General features: G+C 32.1%; 13 protein-coding genes. All 13 read right to left on the reverse strand.

Translation table 11 applies throughout. The features are described 5' to 3' along the window. Nucleotides 1-8 precede the first annotated feature (8 nt). The 13 genes from rfbA to galU all read right to left on the reverse strand — a co-directional run bounded on the left by rfbA (nt 9) and on the right by galU (nt 14,258). Nucleotides 9-887, reverse strand: a complete 879-nt coding sequence (gene rfbA, locus D8M06_RS07805) for a glucose-1-phosphate thymidylyltransferase RfbA (RefSeq protein WP_121203839.1) — start codon at nt 885-887, stop codon at nt 9-11. A 75-nt stretch (nt 888-962) separates the two neighbouring features. Beyond that, nucleotides 963-2,384, reverse strand: coding sequence for a lipopolysaccharide biosynthesis protein (locus D8M06_RS07810; protein WP_121203840.1), 1,422 nt, complete (start codon nt 2,382-2,384; stop codon nt 963-965). A 369-nt stretch (nt 2,385-2,753) separates the two neighbouring features. Next, nucleotides 2,754-3,833, reverse strand: coding sequence for an EpsG family protein (locus D8M06_RS07815; protein WP_147404955.1), 1,080 nt, complete (start codon nt 3,831-3,833; stop codon nt 2,754-2,756). Nucleotides 3,834-3,935: 102 nt separating this feature from the next. Further along, nucleotides 3,936-4,883: a WaaS/CpsH family glycosyltransferase gene (locus D8M06_RS07820; RefSeq protein WP_121203842.1), complete on the reverse strand. Its 948-nt coding sequence runs from the start codon at nt 4,881-4,883 to the stop codon at nt 3,936-3,938. A gap of 27 nt (nt 4,884-4,910) precedes the next feature. Beyond that, a complete protein-coding gene (locus D8M06_RS07825) occupies nt 4,911-6,080 on the reverse strand; it encodes a glycosyltransferase family 4 protein (RefSeq protein WP_121203843.1) in 1,170 nt (389 codons plus the stop codon). Further along, nucleotides 6,077-7,396: a polysaccharide pyruvyl transferase family protein gene (locus D8M06_RS07830; RefSeq protein ID WP_121203844.1), complete on the reverse strand. Its 1,320-nt coding sequence runs from the start codon at nt 7,394-7,396 to the stop codon at nt 6,077-6,079. Before D8M06_RS07830 ends, D8M06_RS07825 begins: the two co-directional genes overlap by 4 nt. Further along, nucleotides 7,397-8,518, reverse strand: a complete 1,122-nt coding sequence (locus D8M06_RS07835; RefSeq protein ID WP_121203845.1) for a glycosyltransferase family 4 protein — start codon at nt 8,516-8,518, stop codon at nt 7,397-7,399. 38 nt (nt 8,519-8,556) lie between these two features. Then, complete coding sequence (locus tag D8M06_RS07840) at nt 8,557-9,564, reverse strand: GNAT family N-acetyltransferase (protein ID WP_121203846.1); 1,008 nt, start codon at nt 9,562-9,564, stop codon at nt 8,557-8,559. After that, nucleotides 9,561-10,022 (reverse strand): GNAT family N-acetyltransferase, encoded by a 462-nt coding sequence (locus D8M06_RS07845; RefSeq protein WP_158591757.1) that lies wholly within the window; start codon nt 10,020-10,022, stop codon nt 9,561-9,563. The genes D8M06_RS07840 and D8M06_RS07845 overlap by 4 nt, the downstream gene beginning before the upstream one ends. Further along, the gene (locus D8M06_RS07850) at nt 10,009-10,659 is read right to left on the reverse strand and encodes a sugar transferase (RefSeq protein WP_121203848.1); all 651 of its coding nucleotides are present in this window, start codon (nt 10,657-10,659) and stop codon (nt 10,009-10,011) included. Before D8M06_RS07850 ends, D8M06_RS07845 begins: the two co-directional genes overlap by 14 nt. Continuing rightward, the gene (locus D8M06_RS07855; RefSeq protein ID WP_121203952.1) at nt 10,659-11,774 is read right to left on the reverse strand and encodes a DegT/DnrJ/EryC1/StrS family aminotransferase; all 1,116 of its coding nucleotides are present in this window, start codon (nt 11,772-11,774) and stop codon (nt 10,659-10,661) included. Before D8M06_RS07855 ends, D8M06_RS07850 begins: the two co-directional genes overlap by 1 nt. Before the next feature lie 948 nt (nt 11,775-12,722). Then, nucleotides 12,723-13,103 carry a prepilin-type N-terminal cleavage/methylation domain-containing protein gene (locus D8M06_RS07860; RefSeq protein WP_121203849.1) on the reverse strand — a complete coding sequence of 127 codons (381 nt, stop codon included), beginning with the start codon at nt 13,101-13,103 and terminating at the stop codon, nt 12,723-12,725. Between the two features lie 264 nt (nt 13,104-13,367). Next, entirely contained in the window at nt 13,368-14,258 is an 891-nt protein-coding gene (galU, locus tag D8M06_RS07865) for a UTP--glucose-1-phosphate uridylyltransferase GalU (protein WP_121203850.1), read from the reverse strand. Nucleotides 14,259-14,551: the final 293 nt, after the last annotated feature.

The following is a 14,551-nucleotide window of genomic DNA, read 5'->3' on the forward strand; positions in this document are numbered from 1 at the left end:
TTCAATACTTAATATTGTATTTCTCCATTTGCAACTTTCATTAAATATTGACCATATCCAGTTTTACTTAGCTTTTCGCCACAATCCCATAACTGCTCTTTAGTAATCCAACTATTAATAAAGGCAACTTCCTCCGGAGCAGCAATCTTTATTCCTTGATGCTCTTCAACGGTCTTAACAAAATTTGTAGCCTCTACTAAACTTTGATGAGTTCCAGTATCCAACCAAGTAAACCCTCTGCCTAATAACTCCACTTCTAAATCTCCCATTTTTAAATATGCTTCATTTATTGAGGTGATTTCGAGTTCACCACGTGCAGAAGGTTGGACATTTTTAGCTATATCCACGACACGATTATCATAGAAATATAACCCCGTAATAGCATAATTAGATTTTGGTACTTCCGGTTTTTCTTTAACACTAATTACCTTGCCGTCCTCATTAAATTCTACAACCCCAAAACGGTGAGGATCTTGCACATGATATCCAAATACAGTAGCACCATTTTCCTTATTTGCTGCACGTTGTAATATTTTTCTCATACCACTTCCATAGTAGATATTGTCCCCTAATATCATCGCCACGGAATCATCACCAATGAATTTTTCACCAATTAAAAAAGCCTGAGCTAATCCATCTGGGCTCGGCTGAACTTTATATTCGAGATTTATTCCAAATTGTGAACCATTACCTAATAACGCTTCAAATCTTGGAGTATCTTCTGGTGTTGATATAATTAATATATCCTTAATTCCAGCAAGCATTAAAGTTGATAGCGGGTAGTAAATCATTGGTTTGTCGTAAATTGGTAATAACTGCTTACTTGTGACCATTGTTAATGGATAAAGTCTAGTACCACTACCACCTGCAAGTATGATTCCCTTCATAAAAGCAACCCCTTCTCCAAAGTATATTAGTATAGATGTAATTCCACCTAAAATTCAAATCTACGATTATACATATTAACTCTTTACCAATATTTTAATTATATTTCTATAAGTTACTGTAAGATCTTTGTATTTAATTATTAAATATACTACGTATGCCATGAAGTAAATAATAATTATATACCATGAATCAATAAACCATGCTATAAAAATAAATAAGACCGTCAATCCTAATTCTAAAATAATATCTTTTGCTACAGAAACCTTCAGTATTTTAGACAAATATAACTCTGAAAAAATTGAACGAATAGCTAGTATAATAACAATGGATAAAACAGCTAAATCAAGGTTTTTAAAAATTATTGTAGTAATAACAGTTATAATTATACTGATTGTAAGAACAATTAAATTAATAGTCAGCATCATTTTCTCTTTCCTTAAGGTCTTTAGATAAGTATTAATTAATAATGCCATCTTTCCCTCAAATAAAAGCATAGGAAAAAGGAGTGCCATATATTTTAATCCCTCCTCATAATGAGGTAACCAGTTAATTAATATTTCCTTTAATGGATAATAAATAAATAAAATTCCTAACAAAATTGCCATTAAGAAATCTCTCATTGTAATGTATACTGTAGGTAACTTTTCTTCTGGGCTTCTTCTTAGTAGTGGAAATAATATAATACCTATTGCATTTATAAATATCATCATCATACCACTTATGCTTAGCGTTAAGGATACTTTACCAAATGTAGATACACTCCATGATCTCTCAACGCCAAATCTCACTACTCCTATTATTAATTTGCTTGCGAAGTTGGAAAACATTAACTTTATACCAACATGAATATTATCAATCATTTCTTTAAAACTGAAGTAAAATGAAAAGGTCTTGCTAAATACTATATCCTTACAAAGGTACATAGCGTATATTAAGGAGAGTGATTTTCCCACCAAATCAAAAGTTATCATCCACTTAAAATCAATAAAGTTTATAGTTAAAGAACTAATTATCAGGATTGCATACAGAACTCTATCCAATATCGTTACACGGGCATAATCTTTTATTCTATTAGTTGCTTGTAATAAGAATAATAACATATATCTCGAATTCACAATTAACATACAGAACGACGTCATTTGTAATACAAATAATCTATTACCACTATCTAAAAATACGAATGATATTAATATAAAAGATACAAAGAATAAGGCTTGTAGCATTACGAGCATATAAAATTGAGAATGGAATAACCTTTTATTTAATTTTTCGTAGTGTTCTCCGCCATACCGCAAATAAATTCCATCATTCCAACCGAAATGAAAAAAACCTACATACCCTGTATAAAAAATGTATAGTTGCCAATAGCCGTATTCTTCTACCCCTATAAATTTTGGTATTATCAGAACAACTAAAGTGGATATTATTAAGGATAATAAGTTGGATGATAACGTGTATGAAAAGTTCCTTAATAAATTTATAGCTTTATGATTCAAAATTACACCTCTATATTATATTTATTGTAATCAAGCTCTTATAAAAAATATTGAATTCCCTCTGATCAGGACTATATACAAACTATGAAAGCATTTTGAAAAGAGTAATCTTGAATTATAGTTAGGCGGTGCCTCATTCTCACATAAAGCCTTTACGAGTAAAAATTCTATCCTTACAGATAGTAGTTTAGAAACTGAATATTCCATGTAGGATTAACATATTCTATACTCCCAAATATTAAATATCTAGGACCTAATCAATATTATTTTAGCGAATCAAGTTTTCCCTTAACGGCACCAGAATTTGGTTCTAGTGCCATTTTTATACTGGTGATATCACTTAAATAAATAGTAATAAGAGCCTTATAGCTAGTTTAAAAAGTAATTTCTATTAAAAAATTGATATATTAAACGTTCAGGTGATGTGGTAATAAATAAATCTAAAAATAACCACATCAGTATACTAGTCAGGATACATAGATTAAAGAGCAATTTTAATGCACTATCTTTCTTTAAATAACTTGAAACTATTGAATATGATATAAAATTAAGCAACATTAAGTTTCTTACAATCCTGTAGAAATGCAAGGAAGTCATGAATAAAGGGAAAAATAGGAATCCAATTATATTTACATAAAATATCATATTTATAAAAGATATATCTGATTGACCTGTTCTTTCCTTTTGTAATGCATTCAATTGTTCATAAGTAGTTATATTCGAATTAACTTTATTATAAATAATATTCTTCGCCCATAGTGCGAGTAAAAAGTTAAAAGTGTGGAGAGTAAAGGGTATTAAAAAACCATACTCTGTTTTTTTATCAGTATAGCTTGTAAACTTATCGACACCTATTAAGTTCTGTATAGAAGAAATAAAAGGGATTTGATTATTATTTAAAAAGACTATTAACGCAAATATAAGAGCACTTAACGCAATACCTTTTACTAGGATTTTCTTGTTTTTTAAGTCAACAAGTAACAATACTATATACAGGGCGAATGAGACATGAATACTGCTTGCAATTATTATAGTTAATAGAAACTTAATCTTATTTTTAATCTTATAGGAACCAAGAAATCTAATACCATATAATAGAATCGTTAGAGCAATAAAATTTCTGAATTGTTCACTATCAATTATCATTGGATATAGCATATATGCTAGAAGAATATAATTTGAGTTATAGGAATATCTTTTTATAACACCGAAATAAATAACAATTAAACATATACCGAGGATTATTAAACGAAATGTAAAAAAGTCCAAGTTTAGTATGTTTCCAAACTTCAATAGCAACATATAACCTATTTCTTTACTGTCCATTAGTCCTTGGTTACTAGCAGTTTCGTAATCAATTTTATAATTAACATAATCATTTTGACCTAAATAATTAACTCCAGAACCACCCATTAAAATAAAGATAAATACTAATGTTGTAATTGCCAAACCCTTGGACGTTCTTTTTTTATAAGCATTAATTAAATTTGTTAATATAAAAAATAAATATAGTATCAGAGTCACTATTCATCAACCTAATCTTCATCATTTTCATTTGTTGTTAAACTCATTATTCTCTACAAAAAACCTACTTATCCAGGTATCAAAATCGTAGTTATTCCTAACATTTAAATCAACTGGTATAAAGGGTTCATTCAGAAATTCAGGCAAATAATCAATATCATCTGTACCTAAAATAAAAATATTTTCTTTCCTATAAAAATCTTTATATATGATATTTCTATCATTAGTTATTAATTTTTTATTAAAGAAAAGAGCTTCTAATGGCCTCAAAGTTAAACCATTCTGATTTTCAGATACAATATCTAGGATTGCGTTACTCTTAGAAATATATTCTAATACTTTAGAATAAGGAATTCTCTCCTTATATACATCTCTGTATTTTTCATTTATTTTTTTTGTTGGAGTAATATGGAAGTAATTTGTTACCAAATTATTATTTAACCAACTTTGAATTTCTATTAACTCATTTATTCTTCCTTTGTCACCACCAACGAAAAATACATCATATTCAATTTTTCTATTTTCCAACTTCAATCCCTTAAAATAATATTGTGAATTATATCTTAATCCATACGACTTACAATCCTTTTCATCAAATGACCAAAATTCACAATTTGTTCCAGAAAATTTGTCTAAAGGAACACATTTATCTACTGGATTCCAAAACCAAACTATAATTCTTATATCAGGATTTTTTTTTCTAATATATTTAACCACAGGTGGTGCCAACTGAGATGCATGAATGATTACAGTATCATAAAATTTGATATTTTTTTTCCAAGAGTTAAGCAGAAGTGAAATACTAGGCAAATGTAGCATTAAAAATAGCCTTCTAATCAATCGAAAAAAAGTACCAGATTGCGTGTACATTTGCCCAACAGTAACCCCTCTCTTTGAAGCCTCAATTGCATGAAATTCGTTACTATTTAACCAAAGAAATAAACAACTATCTTTTTTACTATTTTTTGAACTCATTGTCTCAATCCCTATAAGTAGTTTAAATTAATGTATTTTACTATTATTAATAAATTCCTGAAAGAAATCATATCTCCTTGTTTCAATTACATTCTTATCATATTTTATTGACTCTTTAAAATTTCTTTTTGCCTGTTCAAACATCTCTTCTGGTCCCAATCCCAACAATATATTAGTAATTTCTAAAAAGTTATTTCTATTATTACTAAAAATATATTTATTTTCTAATAGTTCAGGAATACCAGCTGTATCTGCACCAATTGCTGGTATCCCCCTGCTCATTGCTTCAATTAAAGCACGTGGCAAGCCTTCTTGCATACTTGGTTGAGCATATATATCAATAGTCTCTAACCACTCAAACACTTTATTATGAGGTAAAGGACCTAAAAATTTTATATAATCACTAACTTCATATTTTTCAGCTATAGATTTTAAGAAGTTTTGATCTCCACCACCCACAAGCTGATACTCAAAGTTTTTGATTCCTTTCTTTTTGAGTTCGCCTAATGCCTTGATAACACGTTGTTGCCCTTTATATTTAACATTAACTGCAGCGGTTGTACCAATAATTATCTTACTTTCTTTAGTTAAGGATTTAATTTTATTAAGCCTTTTTTCAAGAACGACGTCATCAAATTCTTGCAAAGTCACATTTGAACAATTAGTGCTTTTTCCATTTGTAGGGTAACGCCTTTGTAAAAATTCATTAGTAACATATACAGCATAAGGGGCTTCTTTCACCACCTTTTTTTGTTTAAAGTAATTGTACGGTGCTATTAGTTTACCAATAAGGTTATAATTCCATGAAGCATCCCACGAGCATCCTACTACTTCAACTAGATAGGGCTTATTATATTTTTTTGCATATTTTATTGCTATATTGGCTAATGAACTTGTCCTTGCAATTATGAAATCAGCTTCTTTCACTTGATTTTCAATTATTTTCTTCGCTGAGAAAAAGGAATGAAGTTTAGATATTGATTTATAATTTGGCACTCTAACAAATGATGTATTTTCAATACTTGATGGCTCTAAACCTTCTTTTACTTCACTAACATCTCTCCCCCTTGTTACAAGGGTGATATTACCAAAAATATTTATATAACGCCGCATTACATCGGCAGTCAAGCTTCCACTTGTATAGTACTGTCCTTGTTTTTTTAAGAAAACATGACTGTGTACAAATATTGTTTTCATTTATTATCTCCACCTAGGTCATTGTAATCTTTAACCAAATTTGCTAACTTTCGATGCTGTTCATCTATTTCAATTTTACATTTCTTTAAGTGAGAACGGATATCTTGATCGTTTTCATTTAATTTGCTAATAGTTGATATCGCTTTTTCAGCACCAAATTCACTGATTGAAATTGCATATTGGCCTATACCTAAGTCATGCATAATGCCTTGTCCTTTGTTTCCACCATATGTTATTGCAATTGATGGAATTCCCTCAGATAATGCAAAAATCACCGAATGAAACCTTGTGCCTACAACAAAATCGAAGTCACTATATATGGATTTTAAATCCCTACACGTGTATTCTACATTAGAAATTAAAGAATATTCTCCTGTATTCAACTTTGATACTATCTGAGATATACATGTTCCATCATCTTCATGTGTTGTTTCAGATAGGGTATGTTCAATAAATACGGGCAAATAGTTATTTTCATAGAGCCATTTTGAAAATTTAACTATTCCATCCAAATATTCTTGATATTTTTTTGCAGGGTCAGAACTTCTAGGAAATCTATAAGGTCTGGCAGTAATTGCAACTAATTTTCTGCCTGGATATTGTTCACGAAGATCAATAACTTCCGAATTATCTCTCTCATTTTTTTCTAGGGCAAATCCTAAATCAGGAAACTGTTGTGAATCTACTCCTATCTCCGTGAGCATCTTTTTTGATATACTTTCTCTAACTGTAACAACTTTACTGCGATTTAATACTTTACGTACTAGCCAAGCTATTCCAATTCCATCGAACGGACCAAATGAATTTGGCATAACAAAAACAGGTTTGCCTAAAGATTGAGCGAGTAAGACATGGAATAATTGAAAATAGACTGTATAAGAATCAGTAAGTTTCCCTGATGAATGTATAAATCCTCCACCTTTTACAAAGCACGCATCGCTTTCTTTCAAAATATTTAATGTCTCTTTTTCACTTTTTGATAAAAACGGAGATATAAGCATTCTGGTAATACTCGTTAAAAGAAATAAGCTTTTAAGTAAATCCAATAGTGCTACAGAACCCCATTTTAAAATTAAAGCTTTATTATATTGATTGTTCTCTTTAGATTTAAATTTTCTACTAGGGTGTTTAAGAATAGGTAACAGCACTTCTATTCCAATTTTATGCGACTGCTTAGCTAAGCTTTTCTTTTGAGCTAGCATATAAAACTTGCCTTTACAACCTGCCTTCTTTGCAATCCCCATAGTTTCCCAAACAAGCGCTTGGTCACCACGGTTTAAATCACCACTAGATGGAAGAATTACATACTTTTTCACTTAGTTAATCTCCTCTTCATGACTATTTTTGTAAATATTACTTATGTTTTTCAAAACATTATTTTTATCAAATTTCTTAATTCTATTTTGATTAAAAAAGCTAAACTCATCTCTTAACATAGGACTCTTTAAAATCTTATCTATATACATAGCAAAACCATCAACATCATTTGGATTAACTAGATATCCACCTTTATCGTTTATTATGAGATCTCTATTCCCTCTAATATCTGAGCAGATAACCGATAATCCACTAGCCATTGCTTCCATTAGAGCTACAGATAAACCTTCTCTAAATGAAGGGAAAATAAAAACATCAGAAACCTTGCAGATTTCCGCAATATCATTTCGATAGCCTAACAACTTTACTTGTTCCTTTAACCCTAATTCTTCTATCAATTCTTTCAATTGATTTTCATAGGGTCCTTGGCCACATATTAGATAATAGTAATTTGGGTTGTTTAATTTTGCTACAGCTTTGATAACTGTTTCATGATTTTTGTTTCTATTAAGTTCACCTAATGAAAGCATAATATATGCTCCATCGGGAACTCCTAAGTCACGACGTTTTATGGTTTTATCTACATTTACTTCAGAAAACCTTTTGGTTTCTATTCCGACACCTGGTACATACTTAACACTCTTGGCTTTAAACGAACTATTGGCTCTTTCATAGTCTTCTTTATTAATCGTTATTATCACATTTGTATATTTAGCCATCCATCGCTCAGATGGATAATATAAAAGCCAGTTTTTAAGTGGAGCTCCTTTAAAAAAATGAAACCCGTGTGCAGTATAAATCATTTTTACATTGTCCATATTTCTGCAAGCAAGTCTTGCACAAAATGAAGCTATAGGTGTATGTGTATGAACTAAATCATACTTCTCATCATGTATAAGCTTTTTTAATTTCCTATAAGCACTATAATTTTCTTTTCTTAAAGGAGACCTTTGAAATTCTAAGTTATAAACCTTACAACCACGTCTTATTAATTCAGAATTAATTGGCTTTACCATATTACAAGCCATATCAACAGTATGCCCTTGATCTAATAGCATATTTATATGGTCTGTAAAAAAACCCATAGTATTTGAGATTGTTGTTACATAAAGAATCTTCATCATTTTCCTCACAATATATTTAAATTCTCTTATTTGAACTAAACTAAACTTTCTTGTTTTACATTTTTACTCCTATAAGCCGGAAAGTAGTTATCTTCTTCCACAACCTTGTTTATTTCACAAAGTTTCTCATAGATATATTTATTCCATATCTTTTTTCCTATATAAAATTCAAATTCAGTATTTTTTCCGAACTGCTTTTTAAAAGAGAAAAGGGAATCTTTAGGATCATTCGTACGTCCACCACCATGATGAATTAACCTGTATCCATTTTTCTTCCCCCATTCTGTAACCGCAAATCTTAATATATATGCTGGTGACAAATAAAGGAATTCACTAAGGGTACCAGATAGATGTATGTGTATTGTCTCGCCATAAATAAAATAGAATCCCATAGCTATAGTTTGTCCTTGGTATATGGCTTCTACTAATAATAGATTGTCCCTAAATAGTTTTACACTTCGATTAAAGTAATCATCATTAAAGTAATAATAGTCATCGGCGTTATTACGATTCATTGTTGAATAATAAATTTTTTTGAATTCACTAATATCGGTTGGAGCTTTTGTAATTTTATAACTTATATCTTCTTTTAGTGCTTTCCTAATATTTTTCCTACATGACTTTGAAAACTCCGATTGAAAGGGATCGTTGAAATCCACTAGATTAGTTCCGACAGTATTTCTAATATGGTTTATTTCATAACACTCTTTAAAATCTATAGCGTTTCCTTCAATTGGATGGAATCTTACAAATTCACTCACGATATCATTATCATTACAGTATTTTTGAAACTCATCCTCAAAATTCTTTACCAGTTCAACCCTATAGCCTTCCTTGCACTCAATTATTAACGGCCCACCATACCCATAGGGTGTCACAAGATCATAATATTTTTTACCATTAACCGAAAAGGGTATTTCACGTTTTATGAATAGATGAAATACTTTACCTATAGAACTGTTATATTCAAAGACCTCGCTCTTACCGTTTTCAATATCCTCATACAACTTCCCATAATTTTCTTCAAAATATATGTCATTCATTTTAACAACCTCTTTTTCATAACAAGCCGCTCAACTTCAAAATTCCTGTTCAGATAAAAATTAACAGCATTCTCATTATTTTTAGTAACAAGTAATTCGATTTCTTCTATTCCTCTTTTACTTGCATATTCTTCAACCATATTCCAAAGGGTATTTCCCAGACCTCTGCGTCTAAAATTCTCATCGACAACAAAATGATTTATATGAATTAATTTACCCTTCGGTGTATCCTTTTCAAAAAACCACACAAAACCAGCTAAGCTTTCGTCAATTTCACTTCCATAAACTAAAGCCTTTTTTTCATTTAAATATACTTTAAGTGATTCAACTCGATCATAAAATGATGTTGGTTCATAATTTAATTCTGGAAAACTCTTCTCAAATGATTGCTTCAGCATTGTAACTATTTCTTCTTTATATTTTTCAATATCATCTATTGTTAACTTAAATATCTGCATGGTTTGAAACCCCTCTTTCAACATCTAAGCTTTTAATAACATGTTGATTTCCCACAGCAATGTCTTTTCTTTGTATTACCTTTTTTAATGTGAGAAAAATAATATAAACATCCTGAGTAAAAGAAACGCTCTGTGCATATTGAACGTCAAGTTGTAGACGTTTATTCCACTCTAATAAATTCCTTCCGCTTACCTGTGATAAACCTGTTAATCCAGGTCTAACATTATGACGGACTCTTTCTTTATCAGTGTAATAAGGTAAGTATCTTATTAATAGTGGTCTAGGACCAACAATAGACATATCCCCCTTTAAAATATTGAATAGTTCTGGGAGTTCGTCTAATGATGTTGACCGTAGTAACTTCCCAAATTTAGTTAGTCTAACCTGATCCGGTAATAAATCTCCATTATTATTCCTCTCATCGGTCATTGTTCGAAACTTATACATCGTAAAAATCTTTTCATTCAACCCTGGTCGCTCCTGCTTAAATAGCACAGGACTACCTAACTTCGTTCTCACAAGTAGCGCAACTATTAGAAATACTGGACTAAGAACAATAATAGCGATTAAAGAAAGCATGAAATCCATTGGTCTTTTTACAAACCTTCTATAAATACCACCTTTGGAATTCTTCATTATTCTAACCACAACCCTTTGATATTCTTTACAACTCTTTCTAAGTCTTCATCCGTCATCTTCGTATCAGAAGGCAAACATACACCATTCTCAAACAACTTTTCTGATACACCTGTTCCAACAAAATCATACTTCTCAAAGAAAGGCTGCATATGCATTGGCTTCCAAACTGGCCTTGATTCAATATTCTCTTTTTCAAGAGTCTCCATAATATCAATCGGTCTAACTTTGCCATTTAGAGTCATTGAACTTAACCAGTAGTTAGGCTCATTCCACTCATTGCTAGGCATGAATTCAATACCTTCAAGCGCTCCAAGCTCTCTTTTATAGAATTCAAAAATGTAGTTCTTTTTGGCAACTCTTTGATCTAGCACTTTGAGCTGCCCTCTGCCAATCCCAGCAACAACATTACTCATCCGATAATTAAATCCTAATTCACTATGTTGATAATGCCTTGCTTGATCCCGGGATTGAGTGGCCCAAAATCTTGCCTTAGCAATTCTCTCTTCATTATTAGAAACAAGCATTCCACCACCAGAAGTAGTGATAATTTTGTTCCCATTAAAAGAGAAGATGCCATAATCGCCAAAAGTCCCTGTTTGCTTACCTTTATAGTAAGTACCCAATGACTCAGCAGCATCTTCTATAACCGGTACATTATGTTTCTTACAAATATCCATAATCTTATCCATATCAGCGGACAAGCCATATAGATGAACAACAATAACTGCCTTTACTTCTGGATACTTCTCAAATGCTTTTTCCAAAGCAATAGGACTCATGTTCCAAGTTTCATAATCACTATCTATAAAAACAGGAACTGCATTTTGATAGATGATTGGATTTGCAGTAGCAGAAAAAGTAAGTGTTGGACAAAATACAATATCCCCATCTCCAACTCCCGCCGCTTTAAGAGCTAAGTGTATAGCAGCAGTACCAGAAGAAAGTGCCGCAGCAGCCTTAGAACCAACCTTCTCGGCCAGTTCTTTTTCAAATTCATTTACGTTTTCTCCAAGAGGAGCAATCCAGTTAGTATCAAAAGCCTCTTGTACATACTGCATTTCGTAACCCTCATCACTCATATGTGGTGAAGAGAGGAATATTCTTTCTTTCACTTTAGTCGACTCCATCTTCTAGACTTCCTTCCCTTGTTAAGTTAATATTTTAGTAGATTAGGACTTACTTGGAACCTTCAAAACTCCAACCAACTACTAAACCACTAAAATTGTTATCTACTTCTGATAGCCACCTCGCATTTTATATTCAATATGCGAAATAGATGAAAAATCAACATATAGTATGTTTTGTCGTTACAAACTGATTTTTAATACTACATATTGCGTATTGTTATCATATTACGATACTCACCTCGGATATAATATTCAATATGAGAAATAGATGAAAAAATCAACATATAGTATGTTTTACCGAATTTAATTAAATTTTAATACTACATATTGTGTTTTCTTATCAAATTACAATACTCACCTCGTTACCACTATGCAACACATTTACGCAAATTTCAATACTACATATTGTGTTTTATCCATATCCGATATTCACCTCGTAATATCTATTCAATCTACCTAACAAATACGAAATAGATATTTACTTCATAACCGCTTCAAATCGCCTTTCTTCCTATTATATATACCATTCAATCAATCTATAAATCTCACTAAAAAACCCTCAAACCCTTATCCCGCAAGGTTTCTAGCGTTCAATCTAACTGCGATACTCAGTTCCTTAACTCCATTCAATATTTTCCATATTTTAGGTTGCTGAAAAGCCCGTCAAATCAACGTTTTCTAAAACCAAAATACCTGATTTTAGGCATTTTATCTTCATATACTAACAAAATGGTACTATGTTATATAGATAAATCCCATATATTGTATAATATAATGATTTTTCACTGGTTTTAACACAATATGTTGTGGTTATCTATTGACCATTCTGACTTCCACACCACCATCCAATCACCAAATAACTAAAAAAATGGGAAACCGAAGCAAACCAGCAATCCTATACCCTTCCCATCTAAAATCCACTTCTAATACACCCTACAAATACGGAACCTCATCTTCCTCATCTTCATAGTCATGGTCATCTTCCACAGAATGTTTATCACAATTTACTTCTCCTTCAAAATAACTAACAATCCCATCTTCAGGACAAATAGTATCAGCAAATTCCATAGAAAAATCAGTAAAAAAATGCTCTTCATGATCAAGTTGTTCTAAAACCAAATATCTCTCATAGGCCCTTTCCAACTCTTCTACATTCGCATGGCAAACCTCGGCATTAGCCTTTGCAATACTTGCTGTAAAAGTTGGAACAGCTATCAATAATATAATGCTTAAGATCACTAGCACAGCTAGAACTTCGATTAAAGTAAAACCTCTATCATTAAACCATTTTCCTAACCTTGTACTATTCATCATAGAGCTCACCCCTATAAAAAATTGGTATTGCACACTAACTCTTGTAATGCCACAACTGCCAATTCTAAGAGGTATTATATAATTAAACAGGGCATCCAACCCCACCTCACACCACGCTCCTGACAACAAGTGTCTAAGGTCCTATACAACCCACAGCACAGCCGAGTACCTCCATTGATAAAGGTAAGGAGGCATCACCTATATTTTCTTCTAAATATCTACAAATTTCGCAAACAACCTATATTATAGTAACATAAGCATACACTATATGTTTAACTTAATTTCTTCCAGTTTCCCTTCCAAATACCTGTAAAGATCTTCCCTAATCTCCTCATTCTCCAAAGCCAAATCAACCGTCGTCTTCACAAATCCTAATTTTTCCCCAACATCATACCTCTTACCTTCAAAATCATAAGCATACACACTTTGAAGCTCATTCAGCATCTCAATCGCATCCGTCAGCTGAATTTCCCCACCAGCACCAACTTGCTGCTTATCTAAGAAGTTAAAGATTTCAGGAGTAAACACATAACGTCCCATAATAGCCAGGTCCGAAGGAGCTGTCCCCTTCTTAGGCTTCTCAACAAAACTACGAACTTTATAACGCCTATCCTCAGCACTTAAAGGATCCACAATCCCATAACGATCCGTCTCACTTTCAGGAACCCGTTGAACACCAACAACCGAAGACTGAGTCTCCTCAAACTCACCAATCAACTGCCGCAAGGCAGGCTTTTCATCACCCTGCACACGCACAATATCATCACCTAATAAAACCGCAAAAGGCTCATCCCCAATAAATTTACGAGCACACCAAACCGCATGCCCAAGTCCTTTAGGCTCTTTCTGACGAATATAATGCATTTCCACCTTAGAAGATTGATTAATCTTATCTAGTAACTTTAATTTTCCTTTTCCCTTTAAGTTCTCTTCCAACTCAAAATTACGGTCAAAATGATCTTCTATCGCACGTTTCCCTTTACCAGTAACAATAATAATATCCTCAATACCAGACTCAATCGCCTCTTCCACAATATACTCAATCGTAGGCCGATCAACAATCGGCAACATTTCCTTTGGCATAGCCTTTGTCGCTGGTAAAAATCTCGTACCTAATCCAGCAGCTGGAATAATCGCTTTTTTAACTGTTCTCATTCTTAGTCCTCCATAATTCTATTGTGATTGTTTGAAAATTATTTTTCAGATATTAATTCAATGAAAGAAGATTTGTAACAGAACACCACACCAGCGAAGGAAATAAACGTAGACTCCTCGAAAAAGAAAACTATTTTTTCTTCGTGCGATGTATCGCTTTCGAAGCCTTCCTTGTCCTGCGGGAAGAAGAGCATCGGTGAGACTACGAAGTGCGTTAGCACGTAGTAGGCTCACCAGCTCCCCGCGGAAATCGAAGTGTATATCCGCAGCGGTAGGTTAGGCTCTTTCATAGA

It is taken from the genome of Oceanobacillus halophilus (genome assembly GCF_003628505.1).
GTDB classification, from domain to species: domain Bacteria; phylum Bacillota; class Bacilli; order Bacillales; family Amphibacillaceae; genus Oceanobacillus; species Oceanobacillus halophilus.